This window comes from Methylobacterium sp. A49B, from assembly GCF_053346215.1.
Window position 1 is genome coordinate 19,805 of sequence record NZ_JBKFBO010000075.1, and the last position, 14,765, is coordinate 34,569.

The 14,765-nt window shown below is 70.6% G+C and carries 17 protein-coding genes; 10 read left to right on the forward strand and 7 right to left on the reverse strand.

Going from position 1 to position 14,765, the window contains the following annotated elements:
- Nucleotides 1-76: 76 nt before the first annotated feature.
- On the reverse strand, nucleotides 77-544 hold the full coding sequence (locus tag ACLBX9_RS09295) for a hypothetical protein (protein ID WP_447718714.1): 468 nt from the start codon (nucleotides 542-544) through the stop codon (nucleotides 77-79).
- A gap of 109 nt (nucleotides 545-653) precedes the next feature.
- Complete coding sequence (locus ACLBX9_RS09300) at nucleotides 654-1,628, reverse strand: glutathione S-transferase family protein (RefSeq protein ID WP_447718715.1); 975 nt, start codon at nucleotides 1,626-1,628, stop codon at nucleotides 654-656.
- 240 nt (nucleotides 1,629-1,868) lie between these two features.
- Here ACLBX9_RS09300 and ACLBX9_RS09305 point away from each other — a divergent pair, with 240 nt between their 5' ends.
- Nucleotides 1,869-2,093, forward strand: coding sequence for a hypothetical protein (locus tag ACLBX9_RS09305; RefSeq protein ID WP_010687227.1), 225 nt, complete (start codon nucleotides 1,869-1,871; stop codon nucleotides 2,091-2,093).
- On the opposite strand, the gene ACLBX9_RS09310 is transcribed toward ACLBX9_RS09305, so the two are convergent.
- Nucleotides 2,087-3,049 (reverse strand): alginate O-acetyltransferase AlgX-related protein, encoded by a 963-nt coding sequence (locus ACLBX9_RS09310; RefSeq protein WP_447718716.1) that lies wholly within the window; start codon nucleotides 3,047-3,049, stop codon nucleotides 2,087-2,089. The genes ACLBX9_RS09305 and ACLBX9_RS09310 overlap by 7 nt on opposite strands.
- 72 nt (nucleotides 3,050-3,121) lie before the next feature.
- On the opposite strand from ACLBX9_RS09310, the gene ACLBX9_RS09315 reads away from it, so the two are divergent.
- From ACLBX9_RS09315 to ACLBX9_RS09330, 4 genes are all read left to right on the forward strand, one after another.
- Entirely contained in the window at nucleotides 3,122-4,246 is a 1,125-nt protein-coding gene (locus ACLBX9_RS09315) for a spore photoproduct lyase family protein (protein ID WP_447718717.1), read from the forward strand.
- A gap of 27 nt (nucleotides 4,247-4,273) precedes the next feature.
- Nucleotides 4,274-4,792 carry a 2'-5' RNA ligase family protein gene (locus ACLBX9_RS09320; RefSeq protein ID WP_447718752.1) on the forward strand — a complete coding sequence of 173 codons (519 nt, stop codon included), beginning with the start codon at nucleotides 4,274-4,276 and terminating at the stop codon, nucleotides 4,790-4,792.
- A 31-nt stretch (nucleotides 4,793-4,823) separates the two neighbouring features.
- Nucleotides 4,824-5,582, forward strand: a complete 759-nt coding sequence (locus ACLBX9_RS09325) for a phosphatase PAP2 family protein (protein WP_039894839.1) — start codon at nucleotides 4,824-4,826, stop codon at nucleotides 5,580-5,582.
- 204 nt (nucleotides 5,583-5,786) lie between these two features.
- On the forward strand, nucleotides 5,787-7,082 hold the full coding sequence (locus ACLBX9_RS09330) for a Gfo/Idh/MocA family protein (RefSeq protein WP_447718718.1): 1,296 nt from the start codon (nucleotides 5,787-5,789) through the stop codon (nucleotides 7,080-7,082).
- Nucleotides 7,083-7,088: 6 nt separating this feature from the next.
- Here ACLBX9_RS09330 and flgH read toward each other — a convergent pair whose 3' ends face one another.
- Genes flgH through flgF form a run of 4 tightly spaced genes read right to left on the reverse strand, consistent with a single transcriptional unit; the run spans nucleotide 7,089 to nucleotide 10,566 of the window.
- Nucleotides 7,089-7,838 carry a flagellar basal body L-ring protein FlgH gene (flgH, locus tag ACLBX9_RS09335; RefSeq protein ID WP_010687233.1) on the reverse strand — a complete coding sequence of 250 codons (750 nt, stop codon included), beginning with the start codon at nucleotides 7,836-7,838 and terminating at the stop codon, nucleotides 7,089-7,091.
- 36 nt (nucleotides 7,839-7,874) lie between these two features.
- Nucleotides 7,875-8,984 (reverse strand): flagellar basal body P-ring formation chaperone FlgA, encoded by a 1,110-nt coding sequence (gene flgA / locus ACLBX9_RS09340; RefSeq protein WP_447718719.1) that lies wholly within the window; start codon nucleotides 8,982-8,984, stop codon nucleotides 7,875-7,877.
- Between the two features lie 35 nt (nucleotides 8,985-9,019).
- Nucleotides 9,020-9,811 carry a flagellar basal-body rod protein FlgG gene (flgG, locus tag ACLBX9_RS09345; protein WP_010687235.1) on the reverse strand — a complete coding sequence of 264 codons (792 nt, stop codon included), beginning with the start codon at nucleotides 9,809-9,811 and terminating at the stop codon, nucleotides 9,020-9,022.
- A 14-nt stretch (nucleotides 9,812-9,825) separates the two neighbouring features.
- The gene (gene flgF / locus ACLBX9_RS09350) at nucleotides 9,826-10,566 is read right to left on the reverse strand and encodes a flagellar basal-body rod protein FlgF (protein WP_010687236.1); all 741 of its coding nucleotides are present in this window, start codon (nucleotides 10,564-10,566) and stop codon (nucleotides 9,826-9,828) included.
- A 255-nt stretch (nucleotides 10,567-10,821) separates the two neighbouring features.
- On the opposite strand from flgF, the gene fliL reads away from it, so the two are divergent.
- From fliL to ACLBX9_RS09375, 5 genes are all read left to right on the forward strand, one after another.
- Nucleotides 10,822-11,373 carry a flagellar basal body-associated protein FliL gene (gene fliL, locus ACLBX9_RS09355; protein ID WP_447718720.1) on the forward strand — a complete coding sequence of 184 codons (552 nt, stop codon included), beginning with the start codon at nucleotides 10,822-10,824 and terminating at the stop codon, nucleotides 11,371-11,373.
- Between the two features lie 45 nt (nucleotides 11,374-11,418).
- Complete coding sequence (fliM, locus tag ACLBX9_RS09360) at nucleotides 11,419-12,636, forward strand: flagellar motor switch protein FliM (RefSeq protein WP_085988068.1); 1,218 nt, start codon at nucleotides 11,419-11,421, stop codon at nucleotides 12,634-12,636.
- A gap of 20 nt (nucleotides 12,637-12,656) precedes the next feature.
- Complete coding sequence (locus tag ACLBX9_RS09365) at nucleotides 12,657-13,157, forward strand: DUF6468 domain-containing protein (protein ID WP_447718721.1); 501 nt, start codon at nucleotides 12,657-12,659, stop codon at nucleotides 13,155-13,157.
- Complete coding sequence (locus tag ACLBX9_RS09370) at nucleotides 13,154-14,023, forward strand: MotE family protein (protein ID WP_447718722.1); 870 nt, start codon at nucleotides 13,154-13,156, stop codon at nucleotides 14,021-14,023. The genes ACLBX9_RS09365 and ACLBX9_RS09370 overlap by 4 nt, the downstream gene beginning before the upstream one ends.
- Nucleotides 14,024-14,148: 125 nt before the next feature.
- Nucleotides 14,149-14,748: a cysteine hydrolase family protein gene (locus ACLBX9_RS09375; protein ID WP_447718723.1), complete on the forward strand. Its 600-nt coding sequence runs from the start codon at nucleotides 14,149-14,151 to the stop codon at nucleotides 14,746-14,748.
- The last annotated feature ends 17 nt before the right edge of the window (nucleotides 14,749-14,765 follow it).

The following is a 14,765-nucleotide window of genomic DNA, read 5'->3' on the forward strand; positions in this document are numbered from 1 at the left end:
TTCGGAACCTTTTTGGAAGGAGCGCCTTAAATGGGGCTTCGGGCGCCGTCTGACCAGTCCGGATGGTGTCGGCTGCTCAGCGCGCAGGCGCTGCGGCCGGGGCTCCCGCAGCTGTCTTGGCCGCCGTCACGAAGGTCCCGGCGAACAGGCGCCCGTCCGCCGCGCTCGCCTCGCAGGAGATCGCCGTCCGCCCGGGTTCCGGCGTGGAGAAGCGGCAGGCGCCTATGGCAAGGGTTGGCGCACCGTCCTTGCCGACGACCACCGCGTTGATCGGCTGCAGCGGGTCGGTCTCCTCCGTCGCCTCCTGCTGGGCGCCGTTGCCGCTGAAGCTGACCGCCGGACCGTCGGCAGTGCTGAAATCGAAGCTGGTGCGGTTGCGGCTCACCGCATTCGTGAGGACGTTGCTGCAGGTCGCGCTCAAGTCCTTCTCGGCGATCACGAGCTTCTCGCAGGTTCCTTCCAGCCGCAGCGCGGCCTGGGCGTGCGCTGCCGAGGGCAGGCTGAAAAGGGCGCAGAGCAGCGCGAGGCGCAGGCTGTTGATCATGGCGATCGGGGGTTCCTCCGGTTGGGATCCGAATTAGGCGCGCGGCGCCGGCCGTCGAGGGTTGCGCCGGCCCAGCGGACCAGCCGTGACCCGTGGCGCCAGGGATGCTTCAGCCGAACCGTCGCGCCCGATCGTTTGGGGCCGAGAAATCCAGATCCGGGCCCAGCGGCACGATGCGCGTCGGATTGATGGTCGGATGACTCTCGTAATAGTGCCGCTTGATGTGCAGGAGATTCACGGTGGGCGCTACACCGGGGAGCGCGTATAGGTCGCGCAGGTAGTTCGACAGGTTCGGGTAGTCGGCGATCCGGCGCTTGTTGCACTTGAAGTGCCCGACATAGACCGCGTCGAACCGGACCAGCGTGGTGAAGAGACGGATGTCGGCCTCCGTCAGCCGCGCGCCGAGAAGGTAGCGGCCACGGTCGAGGCGCTGCTCCAGGGCATCGAGCTCGTCGAACAGGGCCTGGACAGCGTTGGCATAGGCGTCCTGCGCGGTGGCGAAGCCGGCCTTGTAGACGCCGTTGTTCACGCGGTCGTAGACGCGCGCATTCACGGCGTCGATGTCGGCTCGCAGGTCATCGGGATACAGGTCGGCGCCCGTGCCGGTGAAGGCGCCGTCGAGCATCCGCAGGATCTCGGCGGATTCGTTGGACACGATCGTGTCGCGCTCCCGGTCCCAGAGGACCGGGACGGTGACGCGGCCGCTGTATGTCGGGTCGGCCGCGAGATAGACCTCGTAGAGGCGCCGGGCGTTGTGGATCGGGTCAGGCGTCGCGCCGGGCGTGTCACCGAAGACCCAGCCCTCCGAACCCATAAGTGGATCAACAACCGAGACGGAGATCGCATCCTCCAGCCCCTTCAGCGCGCGACCGATCAGGGTCCTATGCGCCCAGGGGCACGCCAGCGACACGTAGAGGTGATAGCGGCCGGCCTCCCCGCGGAACCCGCCCTCCCCGCTCGGGCCAGGAGATCCGTCGGCCGTCACCCAGTTGCGGAACGACGACGCCTTGCGCTCGAAGCGACCGCCCGTCGAGGCCGTGTCGTACCACTGGTCGCGCCAGACGCCGTCTACCAGGAGGCCCATGGGTCATGTCCCGATGCAGGAGGATGGTCGAGACGAGATGGGCGTCGCGACCGGCCGGAAAAGGGCTACCGCGCGCGATCCGCCACGCGGTTCCCGGCGCCGTGCGAGTTCCGCGCAAGGCAGGGCTGCGTGACCCCTTCTGTTGCGGTGCAGCAAGATTGTCCATGGTGAGCGCACGGGCCCGTGGATGAGCGTCGTCATCGCGTCCGGTGCCTGGCAAGAGCCGATGGAGGTGAAGTGATGTCGTTCGCGCTGGTGCCCGTCGCCGAGGCGGCCCTGTTCACGTTCGGGTGCGTGATGATCCACGCTCTGCGACGCCACGCGGACGTGGTCACGGCGACGCTTGCCTGCCTCGTGACCCTGCTCGTGCTGATGATCGGGATCGCCTACGCGCCGGAGTCCTTCGCCAAGTATCAGGCCGCGAGCCTCGGCGATTTCGCCCGCGTGGAGCCGGCGCTCTACTGAGCCGCGGCGGGCGAATCCCCAAGCCTGCCGGTCTGGATCCGCGCGAGGCGCCCGCCCGTCCCGCGCTGGCCGGCGACCGCCACGTCGAAGTCGTCCCGCGGCACCCGGGCCAGGAAGCGCTCGGCCAGCTCGAACAGCAGGATGTCGGGCCGAACCCGCGCGATGTAGTCCCAATCCAGGCTCGACGACCAGACGAAGTGGACCTCGCTGAAGCTCTCGGCGAGCATCCCCGTCAGCAGGAACGGGTCGAAATGCGCGCAGGAATCGCCGAACAGGACGAGGCGCCGCGGGTCGGCGCCCGCCGACCGGTTCCGGTAGACGACATGCGCGCCGACGTGGACCTCCCGGTCACGCCCCTCGGCCTCGTAGGCGGCCAGCAGAGCGCCGACCTCGACCCGCTCGGCGTCGCGCTGCAGCATGAAGCGCTCGATCCGCTCGCGCGGGCGGTCACGGAGCTTCTCGCCGATGTCCATGACCTCGTCGGAGACGATCTCGGGCCGCGCACCAATGTCGGCCGGCGGGATCGCGCCGAGGGCCCGCATGATCTCACGATAGGCCAGCAGGCACCCGCGCACCGTCCAGTGCGTATCGGTGCGCAGGTACAGCGGCACCGGCCCATTCCGGGCCGCCCGAAGCGGCGCCAGGAGATCGAGGTAGGCCGGATTCCGGGCGAGACCTCGGGCGAGACGTCGGGTCGAGGCTTTCGCCGGGGCGTAGCGAAGGCCGTCGGTCTTGTCGTCGTAGACCGAGAGCTTCTCCGGGACGATGACGTGCAGGCATCGGATACCCAGGCTCTCCGCTCGGATCGCGCGGGCCTTGATCAGCCGCGTCCAGGCGCGGAGCAGCAGCCAGTGGCGCAGCCCGCCCCGGTAGCGGTCCATGACGCGGTTGGTCCCTCCGGTGAGAAACAACCAGCCGTCGCGGCCGACATGCACGCTCTCCCTGCCTGAAGACATGACGGTGCTTTAGCCGCACCAGGATCGGGCGCCTAGACCGGACCCGGTGCGGCGAAGGCGCGTTCGACAGACATGCCTTCCTCGTCCGCCCTGGCGCTCGAAGTCCTCGAAGTCCCGGAGACAACGCGCCGTCTCCGCCCCACCCGTCTGTGGCAGCCGCGCCGGATCCTGGTCACGCCCGCCGCCCTGGAGCATGCGCACGGACGCGCCATGGTGGCCCGCGCCGAGGCGCAGGGCCTGCCGGTGGAGCGGCTCGCGTCCAACCGGATCCCGAGCCCGCGCGAGCCGGATCCGCGCCGCGCCTACGTGGCCGCCAAGGCGACCCTCGCCATCACGGTGGCGCCGCCAACAAAGCTGCGGCTCCAGCCGATCCCGCCCTCGGCCGATTGGCGCTTCGACCTCGCCGAGGGCTGTCCGGCCCATTGCCAGTACTGCTACCTCGCGGGCTCGCTCCAGGGGCCGCCCGTGACCCGCGCCTACGCCAATTTCCAGGCCATCCTGGGTAACCTCGCCGCTTATGCGGGCCAAGGCGCCGTCACCTCGAACTCCGCGGAGCGGGCCCACGAGGGGACCACCTTCGAGGCGTCCTGCTACACCGATCCCCTCGGGATCGAGCACCTCACCGGCTCGCTCTCGGCGGCGATCCGCCACTTCGGGGCCTGGGACGCGCCGGTGCAACTGCGCTTCACCACCAAGTTCGCCGCGATAGGCCCGCTCCTCGACCTGCCACACAACCGGCGCACCCGCATCCGCTTCTCGGTCAACGCCCGGACTGCGGCCCGTTACGAGGGCGGCACCGATTCACTCGACGCGCGGCTCTCCGCGATGGGACAGGCGGCGCGGGCCGGCTACCCCGTCGGCCTGACCATCGCGCCGATCCTGCCCGTGGCCGGTTGGGAGGAGGCCTATGCGGATCTGGTCCGCGAGGCTGCGGCGGCGGTGGCGGACGTGCCCGGCCTCGACCTGACCGCCGAACTGATCACCCATCGGTTCACCCCCGTCTCCAAGGCCGTGCTGCGCGGCTGGTATCCGGGCTCGGACCTGCCCCTCGACGAGGCGGAGCGTGTGGAGAAGCGCACCAAGTTCGGCTCGGTGAAGCATGTCTTCCCGAAGCCGTTGATGCAGGCGATGCGCGCGCATCTGACGGCCTGCCTTGCCCGCGACCTGCCGGCGGCACGGGTGCTGTACTGGACCTGAGCGGGTCCGGGCGCCATGTCGCCGGCCATGATGGACGCCGCCCCCCTGATCCTGACGCTCGCCTTCGACGCGCCGACCTTCGCGCGGTTCGACGGCGAGCGCCGACGCTACTTTCCCGAAGCCCTGAACCGCATCCCGGCCCACGCGACGCTGTTCCACCACCTGCCGGGCGACCGGGAGCGGGGCGTGATTGAGGCGATCACCGCGCTCGCCCGCACCGTCCCACCCCCTGAGGTCGCCGTGACGGGTCTGCGCTTCACCGGGCGCGGCGTCGCCTACGTGCTCGAATCCGAGGGACTCGCCGGCTTCCGGGCCCGGCTCGCCAAGGGCTTCGAACCCCACCTCACGGCGCAGGACCGCCAGGGCTGGCGCCCGCACGTGACGGTGCAGAACAAGGTCGCGGCGGAGACGGCCCGGGCTCTCCACGCCGACCTGTCGGCGGGTTTCGTGCCCTTCCGATTCACGGCACCGGCGACCTTGCTGTGGCGTTACCTCGGGGGGCCTTGGGAACCCTTGGCGCGCCTGCCGTTCGGGGAGAATGCCTGATGCGAGTAGCGTCCCGATCGGAACTGGCGTCATGAGGGCGCCTAGCAGCTTGCGGCACAACCGGTTGACCGAGCCCGCGATGGCGGTCTGGCTTCGGCTCCGCCTCAACGAGGTCGGCCCCCTCGTGGCCCTGCTCGGCCTCAGCATCCTCGGCTACGGATTCTTCTACCTCGCCCACGAGGTCGGCGAAGGATCCACGGCCGCACTCGACCGCAAGATCCTGCTGGCCCTCCGCAACCCGGCCGATCTCGCCGACCCGATCGGGCCGCCCTGGCTCGAGGAGACGATGCGCGACATCACCGGGCTCGGCAGCGTGTTCACGGTGCTGTTCATGACCTGTGCGGTGGCCGCCTACCTGGCGGTCTCCGGGCGGCGGCGGATCGGCTTCTACGTGCTGGCCGCGGTGGGCAGCGGCGAGCTGGTCTCGACAGTCCTGAAGGTCTTCTATCAGCGACCGCGTCCGGACCTCGTCCCGCACGGCATGGAGGTGTTCACGGCGAGCTTCCCCAGCGGCCACGCCACCATGGCGGCCATCGCCTATCTGACGCTGGCGACCCTGATCGCCCGAGTGGAGCGCAATCTGCGCGCGAAGGCGCTGGTCCTCGTCCTCGGCGTGACGGTGACGCTGCTCGTGGGCATCAGCCGGATCTATCTCGGCGTGCACTGGCCGAGCGACGTGCTGGCCGGCTGGTGCATCGGCGCGGCCTGGGCTTCCCTATGCTGGTTCGTCGCCCTGCAACTCCAGCGCCGCGGCGAGGTCGAGGCGCCGGACCCGCCGCCACCCGCCTGATGGCACCGCGGCGGTGTCGCCGCGCTCGGCGAGGACAGCGGCGCGTCCGCGCGCCGCGCCGAGGGCTGGAAACGGTAGCGCGGCCAGCGGCGTTCACCGTGGCGCGGTCGTCGGTGATTCTCGGGAGACTCCCCAAGCACTTTCCGGCCCGCAGCCGCGGCGTCTCGGCGCCGCTTCCCCCGATCCGGCAACACGGCGAGGCCCATGGCGGACGACACGCGGCTCTCTCGACGCAACCTCCTCGCGGCTGGCGGTGCCCTCGCGGGCGCCGCTGTGGGAGGGGGCGCACAGGCGGCGGCGCCGGCGCCGTCGGTCCCGGCCGATACCGGCGCGGTCCAGGGCGGCCGGGTCATGTTCCCGAACTGGCGCGGCCAGGGCGACCGCCCCCCGGCGCCGACGCCCGCGCCGCAGCCGCCGAGCCAGCGCGTCGGCTACTGCGTCGTCGGTCTCGGGCGCCTGAGCCTCGACGAGATCCTGCCGGCCTTCGGTGCGACCAAGCGGTCACGGCTCGCCGCGGTGATGTCGGGCTCTCCCGACAAGGCCAAGCTGGTGGCGCGTCAGTACGGGCTGCCTGAGAGCGCGGTCTACGGCTACGACGAGTGGGACCGCCTGAAGGCCGATCCGGACGTCCAGGCCGTCTACGTGGTCACGCCGAACGGCGTGCACCGGGACAACGTCGTGGCGGCGGCTGGCGCGGGCAAGCAGGTGCTCTGCGAGAAGCCGATGGCGGTCTCTTCGCAGGAGTGTCGCGACATGATCGCGACCTGCGCGAAGGCGAACGTCAAGCTGATGATCGCCTATCGCTGCCAGTACGAGCCGCACAACCGCGCCGTGATCAAGATCGCCCGCACCGGCGAGTTCGGCCGGCCGCGGATGATCCAGGCCTTCAACGGCCAGACAACCGGGCTGCCGGAGCAGTGGCGGCTCCGGAGGCCCCTGGCGGGCGGCGGCTCGCTTCCGGATATCGGGCTCTACTGCCTCAACACGAGCCGGGCCGTGCTGGGGGAGGAGCCGGACCTGATCCAGGCGCAGATCCACTCGCCGGACGATCCGAAATACCGCGAGGTCGAGGAGACGGTGAGCTTCACGATGCGGTTTCCGTCCGGCGTGATCGCGCAGTGTCTGACGAGCTACGGCGTCTACGAGGCGCGCTCGCTGACGCTCCACACCAGCAATGCCTCCGTCGATCTCCAGAACGCCTTCGCGTACGATGGGCAGCGCCTGTATATCGGCCACAGGGACGGCAAGAGCGCCGCGCGGGACGAGAAGGTCCTGAGCGCCAAGAACCAATTCGCCCTGGAGATGGACCACTTCTCCCGCTGCATCCAAGAAAACCTGCGGCCGCGCACGCCCGGCGAGGAGGGCCTGCAGGATCAGGTGCTCATGGAGGCGATCTACGAGGCCGCCCGCACCGGCGCGCCGGTGAAGGTCGGGCCGCCCGAGGGTGCGGGCGCCGGCCTCGACGTCACGCGGGGGGCGGAGCCGGAGGAGCCGAGCTGAGGCGCCTCAGAACGGCAGCAGGATATCCACGATCTGCTGGCCGTAGCGTGGCTGCTGCACGTCGGTGATCTGGCCGCGGCCGCCATAGGCGATGCGGGCCTGGGCGATCTTCGTCGAGTCGATCGTGTTGTCCGACTCGATGTCCTCCGGCCGGACCACGCCGGCCACGATCATCTCGCGCACCTCGAAATTGACGCGGATCTCCTGCTTGCCCTCCACCACGAGGTTGCCGTTGGGCAGGACCTGGGTCACCACTGCGGCGACGTTGGTCGTCACGGATTCCGCGCGCTGGACCGATCCCGCGCCGTCGTTGGCGGTCGCGGAGGTGGCCGACAGCAGCGCCGTGCCGCCGACACCGAGGGACTTGCCGACGGCGTTGTTCTCAAGGCCGAGAGCGTTCGGCAGGCCGAAGCTCTCGGTGTTGGCCCGCGAGCGCTTGGTCTCGTTGCTGATGTTCGCCTGATCGGTGACGTTGACCTTGACGGTCAGGATGTCGCCGAGCCGCGCGGCCCGCTGGTCCTTGAAGAAGGCCCGCGAGCCGGTGCGCCAGAGCGAGTTCGGCGCGTACGAGACCGGCTGCACGTCGGGCATCGGCATCCGCACCGGCTTGTAGCCCGGCTGGCTGGTGGGATCCTCGATCGCCGACAGGGCCGGGGTCGCGCCGACCTGCGAGAGCCGGTCAGCGGTGTTGCACGCACCGAGCGCGCCCGCGATCAGCGCGGCGGCGAGCGGGTTCAGGACGAGGCGGCTGGCCATCGGGCAATCACTCTTCGACGCGTACGGAACGGATGCTCAGCGCAGGGAGGCGGTCGCCTGGACCGGCGCGGCGGCGGCCTGCTGGGCCGCGGGGTTCGGGCTCACCGAGACCCGGCCGGGCCCGACCACGGTGGCCTGGAGCACCTTCTTGGAGGCGACGTTGACGACGTTGACGACGGCGCCCATCCGGCCGCCCTCATTGGCCAAGCCGCGCATCGACAGGCTGACGCTCGCGGTCTCGTACACGATGGTCACGCTCTCGCCCCGGGCGACGAGTTCGGGCGGAGCGGTGTCGGAGACTCGGAGCGCCGTGCCGGCCGGGAGCGGGTGCTGGGCGACTTCGCCCAGGATCGCGGTGCCGCTGGCCTGCGCGTCGGCCGCCACCGCCTCGCGCGGACGGCGTTCCATGATCACGTCGCCCTCCTTGACGGCTTCCCCGCGGTTGAGGCCGCGGGTCAGCACCGCGACTTCGCGAAGCTCGATGACCACGCCGGAGACCCGCAGCGAGGCCTGCCGCTCGCCCAGGCTGACGAGCCCCGCCACCCGGCGGGACCGCGGATCGTAGGTCAGGTCGAGGGCGGCCGGCTGGCCTTCGAGATCCGCCGGGGCGAGGAGGACCGGGATGTCGCCGTCGAACCGGACGGCCACGCCGCGGGGGTCGAGGCCGAAGCCCGCCTGCAGGCCCTGCTTGAGCGCGGCCTCGAGCTCCGGCGGTCCCAGGCGCCGTGCGGCGCGCTGAACGGCGATCTGCAGCCGGCCGCCGGTTTCGAGGCCGGCGAGGCCCAGCGCCGAGGCCGCGTCGACGATGCGGCGGGTCTGGATCGTGCCGGTGGCCCCCAGGGCCGGGGCGCGGAACAGCGGGCGCGCGGCGATCGCTGCCGGCGCGCCCTCGACGAGGTCGGCGAGCGTCAGTACGTCGCCCCGGGCAGTGATATCGCCGCGCAGCCGCAGGCCGTCCGCCCGCGCCATGGCGGGGATGGCCAGGGCGCCGATCGCCGCGAACGTCAGGAAAGCCAGCACGGCGCGCAGCAGTACGGCCGCGCCGAGAGGCGCCGCCCGCGGGCGGGCGCGGCGGACGATCGGGCTGAGGTCGCTCTCGTCCGCCGTCGTGCTGACGAGCGAGAGGGCGACGGGCTCGTGGGGCATGCCGGCATACATCGTCGGGGACCTGGGCGCGCGCGTCAGCTGCGGAACATCTGGGTGGTGGTGGAGAGCATCTGGTCGGCGGCGGTCACGACCTTCGAGTTCATCTCGTAGGCGCGCTGCGCGGCGATCAGGGACGAGATCTCCGTGACGGCGTTCACGTTCGCCTCCTCCAGGTAGCTCTGCTGGAGGTTGCCGAAGCCCTCGGCGCCCGGCAGGCCGCTGATCGCCGGCCCGGAAGCCGCAGTCTCGATGAACAGGTTGTCGCCGATCGATTCGAGGCCGACCTTGTTGACGAAGCGCGAGAGCTGGAACTGGCCCAGCGCCTGCGGCGCCGTCTGCCCGGGAAGGGTCGCCTGCACGGCGCCGGTGGCGCTGATCGTCACCGCGGTCGCGGTCTGCGGCACGGTGATCGCCGGGTCGAGCAGGTAGCCGTCCCGGGTGACGAGCTGGCCCGAGGCCGACAGGTCGAAGGAACCGTCCCGGGTGTAGGCGGTGCGGCCGTCCGGCATCGTCACCCGGAACAAGCCCTCGCCGCGGATCGCGACGTCGTAATCCTTCTCTGTCGACGAGAGCGTGCCCTGCGACATCACCCGGGCCGTCGAGGTCGTCTTCACGCCCGAGCCGAGGGCGAGGCCGGCCGGCAGCTGGGTGTTCTGCTCGGAGGTCGATGAGCCGGCCCGGCGCAGGTTCTGGTAGAGCAGATCCTGGAAGTGCACCTGCTGGCGCTTGTAGCCGGTGGTGCGCAGGTTCGCGATGTTGTTGGAGATGACCTGGACGTTGAGTTCCTGGGCCGCCATGCCGGTGGCGGCGGAGTAGAGGGCGCGCATCGCTCGAGGCTCCCTTACGCGACGTCGGCGAGGCGGCGGATCGCCGTGCCCCGCAGGTCGTCGAGGCGGGAGATCATGCTCGACACCATGGCGTAGGAGCGGTTCACGTCCATCAGCCGGGTCATCTCGATGACCGGCCGGACGTTCGAGCGCTCCAGCGCGGCGGGTTCCAGACGGCCCTCGAGGCCGGCCGGCCGCGCCGGGTCGGGGGAAGCGTAGAGGTTCGCCCCCTCGTTGGTCAGCCGCTGCGGGTTGGCGAAGGTGACGAGCTTGATCTTGCCGCGGATGCCGAGATTGGTCGACACCGTGCCGTCAGGGCCGATCGAGAGGCCGGTCTCCTGCGGGTTGATGGTGATCGGGCCGCCGTCGCCCGCGACCTTGTAGCCGTCGCTGGTCACCAGCGCGCCCTGCGGGTCGATCTCGAACGCGCCGTTGCGGGTGTAGCGCTCGCCCTGCGGCGACTGCACGGCGATGAAGGCCGAGCCTTTGATCGCGACGTTCAGGGGGTTGCCAGTCTGCTCGACCGGGCCCTGCCCGAGATCGAGCGTCGTGCCCTGATCGATCACGTAGGAGAGGCGCCGGTCCGGCCGGGCGAAGGAATCCGCGCTCGCCACCGGCATCAGGTATTCCTGGAAGCGGCTGTTGCGGGCCTTGAAGCCGGTGGTCGACACGTTCGCCATGTTGTTGGCGATCACGTCCAGCTCGCGCTGGAGCGCCACTTGGCTCGACACGCCGACGAAGAGGGCATTCTGCATCGTGGACCCGGGGACTCGTGCGCCGCGGAGGCGGCAACGATCCATTCAGCATACGTCGTGCCACGGATTTCCCACCGAATTTGCCCTCTGAATTGAAGGGCTTGGGTCGGATTTCGGTCACCATGCGCGAAGGACTGGCGCGCCCCGCGGCAAACCTGGCCCGGCAGGAATTGCCCGCTTAACGGCACGTTAACCCTGATGCTCCGATATCCGGGTGTACCGGGCCCGCGGCTTCCCGCGAGAGAGCATTATTTCATGGCCAAGAAGCCCAAAAAGGCCCCCGCCGAGGCTGGCGAGGCCGGAGCCGAGGCAGCCCCGAAGGGCAAGAAGAAGCTCATGATCATGGTGGCCGCCGCGGTCCTCGTGGTGGGCGGCGGCGCGGGCGCCTACCTGATGATGGGACATGGCGGTGGCCACGGCGACAGCGCTGAAGCCGCGTCGGGCGGCGGCCACGGGGGCGGCGACGGCAAGGGCGTCGGACCGGACGGCAAGAAGCAGGTGGTCTTTGTAGAGGTGCGGGAGATGCTCCTGAACCTCAGCCCGGAGATGCCCCAGGACAAGTCCCGGTTTGCGAAGGTGCGGCTCGCCCTCGAATTGAAGGACAGCAAGGTCGAGGAAGAGGTGAAGCCTCTGATGCCGCGCGTCGAGGACGCGTTGCAGATCTACATGCGCGAGCTGCGCGCCAGCGACCTCACCAGTTCGGTGGGCCTGTTCCGGCTGCGCGAGGAGCTGCTCCGGCGCATCAACATCGCCCTCTTCCCCGCGAAGGTGGAGGCCGTGCTGTTCAAGGACGTGATCGTCCAATGATCCGGCCGCTCACCCGTCCCGCCGCCAGGGTCTGATCGAGCGCGCCTGATGGAACCCGAGGACGAACTCCCCGAGGACGACTGGTCGGCGGCCCTCCTGGAGCAGGGCGCCGAGAGCGGCGACACGTCGCTCGCCGAGGAATGGGGTGCCGCCCTCGCCGAGCAGGGCACGACGCGCAACGCGGGCGACGTCGCCGCCGAATGGGCGACGATGATCGAGGATGGGGAGAGCGACAACCTCCCCGAACTCGCCGGCAACGACCGGGTGCTGAACCAGGACGAGATCGACGGCGTCCTCGGCTTCTCCATGCGCGAGCTCTCGGCCTCCGGGGCCGGGGGCGTGCAGGCCATCGTCGATTCGGGCGTCGTCCAGTACGAACGCCTGCCGATGCTGGAGATCGTCTTCGACCGGATGATCCGGTTGCTGTCGACCTCCCTGCGCAACCTGTTCCAGGACAACGTCGAGGTGACCCTCGACAACATCACGTCGGTGCGGTTCGGCGACTACCTTAACGCAATCCCGCTGCCGACCCTGCTCGGCGTGTTCCGGGCCGAGCAGTGGGAGAATTCCGGCCTCGTCACAGTCGACTCGAACCTCGCCTACGCGACCTTTGACCTGCTGCTCGGCGGCAAGCGCGGCGGCTCGTCGAGCCGCCTCGACGGGCGGCCGTTCACCGCCATCGAGATGACGCTGGTGCGCCGCCTCGTGGAGATCGTGCTGGGCGACTTGGAGATGTCGTTCCAGCCGCTCTCGCCGGTGACCTTCGGCATCGACCGGATCGAGACCAACCCGCGCTTCGCCACCATCACCCGGCCCGGTAACGCCGCGATCCTGATCAGCCTGCGCCTCGACGTCGACGGGCGCGGCGGCATGCTGCAGATCCTGTTCCCCTACGCGACGATCGAGCCGATCCGGGAGCTGCTCACCCAGAGCTTCATGGGCGAGAAGCTCGGCCGCGACCAGGTCTGGGAGGGGCACCTCGCCACCGAGATCTGGCAGGCCGACGTGACCATGGAGGCGGTGCTGCACGAGATGATGCTGCCTCTGAAGCAGGTCATGAGCCTCAAGGTTGGCGAGACGCTGATGTTCGACGCCAAACCGTCGGACCTGATCACCGTCCGATGCGGCGACTGGGCGCTGACGCAGGGCCGGATCGGCCGGGTCGACGGCCACATCGCCGTGCAGGTCACGCGCCCGCTGCGACGCTCGCGCACGACGATCCAGGCCTACGAGGCCTCGATGAACAACCGCTCGGACAGCTGAGCCCTGATGAGGGTCCCGACATGAGTCTCTTCGTCACCCTCGCCGCCGACATCCTGGTCGCCGTCCTGCTCGCGGCGACGATCGTGACCTCGCTGCGGCTGTCGCGACGGATCAGCCAGCTCAAGGGCGACGAGACGGCTTTGCGCCAGACCATCGGCGATCTGATGGTGGCCACCGGCACCGCCGAACGCGCCATCGCGGGCCTGCGCGCGGCGGTCGACGACTCCGATCGCATCCTCAATACCCGCCTGGAGACCGCCACGGCCCGCGCCGCCGAGCTGTCCCAGCAGGTCGAGGCCGGCGAGCACGTGGTGGCGCGCATCGGCGCCATCGTGGCGCAGATGCGGACCGTTCCGGCCCGGCCGGAGCCGCCACCCGCTCCGCCCGCGCCCGCCCCGGTCCCGGCCGCGTCCCGGCCAGAATCCAGCAGCCCGAACGGCGAGCGCCTCGGCGCGGCCGCCGCCGCCGCCCTCGCCATGAGCGAGCGCGCCCTCGCCCGTGTCCGGGCCCGCGCCGCGTGACCGGGGTCAAGGCCCCGAAGCTTCCACCACCGAAGCCTGAACCCGCCCCCAAGCCGGTTCGCACCGACACGGCGCTGCGGCGCTCGCGCCTGAAGCCCGTGCGGCCGATGCGGCTGCGCCTCGTCGATGCCGTGGCCCTGGCGGCGGGCGGCCTCCTCGTGCTGAAGCTCCTGACCCTCCTGCAGGCCGGCTTGCCGGAGACCGGCGCGCTGCCGGAATACGGCCGGGCGGTGGCGCGGGCGCGCACAGGCTACGAGCCCCCCGATCCGGCCACGACGGGATCGGTGGGGGCCAGGGAGGACCCAGCCGCGGCCGAGAAGGCCGTCGAGCCGCCCGCGCCGGCCGCCGCGCAGCCGGCGGCCGCGCAGCCGGCGACCCCGCCCTCCGTCCCGCCCACTGAGCGCGCCTTGCTGGAGAAGCTCGGCGCCCGGCGCGACGCCCTGCGCCAGAAGGGCGACGAGCTGGACCTGCGTGAGAAGATGCTCGGCGAGGCCGAGCGCAAGCTGGAGACCGGTCTCGGCGACCTGAAGAAGGCGGAGGACAAGGTCGATTCCGTCACCAAGGCGAAGGAGGAAGCCGAGAAGCAGGGTCTCAAGAACATCGTCACGATGTACGAGTCGATGAAGCCCAAGGACGCGGCCCGGGTGTTCGACCGCCTCGGCCACGACGTGCTGGTGCCGATCGTGCTGGCCATGAACCCGCGCAAGATGGCCGAGGTGCTGGCGGTGATGCAGCCCGATACGGCCGAGCGCCTGACCGTGGCGCTGGCCAACCGCGCCCGGGGCGGCGGCGTGCAGGCCCAGGCCGGTCCAGGGCTGCCGGCGAACGAACTTCCCGCGATCGATCCGGGGCCGCCGGCGCGATAGGCCGGCGCGCGTCCGGCGACATCCTGGGGACCAATGGCCGATGGTGCCGCCCCGGCGCCGCGGTGTAGGGTCCCTCGCCAACGACAATCGCCCCGGTCAGCGGGTGATGCTCTGGGAGAAACGGGATGTCCGAACCAGCAACCCTGCGCGGCCTGTCAGGCCTCAGCCGGGAGCCGGCCGCGCTCAAGGGCTCGGCCCTCGTGATGATCGACCTCCAGCAGACCTACCGCGAGGGTGTGATGCGGCTCGACGGCGTCGAGCCGGCGTTGCGCGAGGCGGAGGCGCTGCTGGCGCGCGCGCGCGCGGCCGGCATCCCGGTCTTCCACGTCCGCCACGATGCCGGTCCGGGCACGCCCTACGACGTGACGGCGCCGATCGGCCAGATCAGTCCAGAGGTGGCACCGCAGGGCGAGGAGCCCGTGATCACCAAGGCCTATCCGAGTTCGTTCGTCGGCACCGATCTCCAGGCGCGCTTGGAGGAGGCGGGCGTGAAGGACCTCATCCTGGCGGGCTTCATGACGCATATGTGCGTCAACTCCACGGCCCGCAGCGCCTTCAACCTCGGCTTTCGTCCGACCGTCGTGGCCGCCGCAACGGCGACCCGCGACCTGCCCGCGCCGGACGGCAGCGTGGTTCCCGCGCCCCAGCTTCAGGCCGCGAGCCTCGCCGCGCTCGGCGACCTCTTCGCCGTCGTGGCGCGTCGACAGGCCGACATTCCCGATTAGGGCGCTGCCGGGACGGC

Coding starts and splice junctions, on each gene's coding strand:
- ACLBX9_RS09295 (WP_447718714.1), bottom strand. CDS start 544: ATGATCAACAGCCTGCGCCTCGCGCTGCTCTGCGCCCTTTTCAGCCTG.
- flgA (WP_447718719.1), bottom strand. CDS start 8,984: ATGCCCCACGAGCCCGTCGCCCTCTCGCTCGTCAGCACGACGGCGGAC.
- ACLBX9_RS09375 (WP_447718723.1), top strand. CDS start 14,149: ATGTCCGAACCAGCAACCCTGCGCGGCCTGTCAGGCCTCAGCCGGGAG.
- ACLBX9_RS09310 (WP_447718716.1), bottom strand. CDS start 3,049: ATGTCTTCAGGCAGGGAGAGCGTGCATGTCGGCCGCGACGGCTGGTTG.
- flgH (WP_010687233.1), bottom strand. CDS start 7,838: ATGGCCAGCCGCCTCGTCCTGAACCCGCTCGCCGCCGCGCTGATCGCG.
- ACLBX9_RS09320 (WP_447718752.1), top strand. CDS start 4,274: ATGATGGACGCCGCCCCCCTGATCCTGACGCTCGCCTTCGACGCGCCG.
- ACLBX9_RS09300 (WP_447718715.1), bottom strand. CDS start 1,628: ATGGGCCTCCTGGTAGACGGCGTCTGGCGCGACCAGTGGTACGACACG.
- flgF (WP_010687236.1), bottom strand. CDS start 10,566: ATGCAGAATGCCCTCTTCGTCGGCGTGTCGAGCCAAGTGGCGCTCCAG.
- ACLBX9_RS09315 (WP_447718717.1), top strand. CDS start 3,122: ATGCCTTCCTCGTCCGCCCTGGCGCTCGAAGTCCTCGAAGTCCCGGAG.
- ACLBX9_RS09330 (WP_447718718.1), top strand. CDS start 5,787: ATGGCGGACGACACGCGGCTCTCTCGACGCAACCTCCTCGCGGCTGGC.
- ACLBX9_RS09325 (WP_039894839.1), top strand. CDS start 4,824: ATGAGGGCGCCTAGCAGCTTGCGGCACAACCGGTTGACCGAGCCCGCG.
- fliL (WP_447718720.1), top strand. CDS start 10,822: ATGGCCAAGAAGCCCAAAAAGGCCCCCGCCGAGGCTGGCGAGGCCGGA.
- ACLBX9_RS09365 (WP_447718721.1), top strand. CDS start 12,657: ATGAGTCTCTTCGTCACCCTCGCCGCCGACATCCTGGTCGCCGTCCTG.
- flgG (WP_010687235.1), bottom strand. CDS start 9,811: ATGCGCGCCCTCTACTCCGCCGCCACCGGCATGGCGGCCCAGGAACTC.
- ACLBX9_RS09305 (WP_010687227.1), top strand. CDS start 1,869: ATGTCGTTCGCGCTGGTGCCCGTCGCCGAGGCGGCCCTGTTCACGTTC.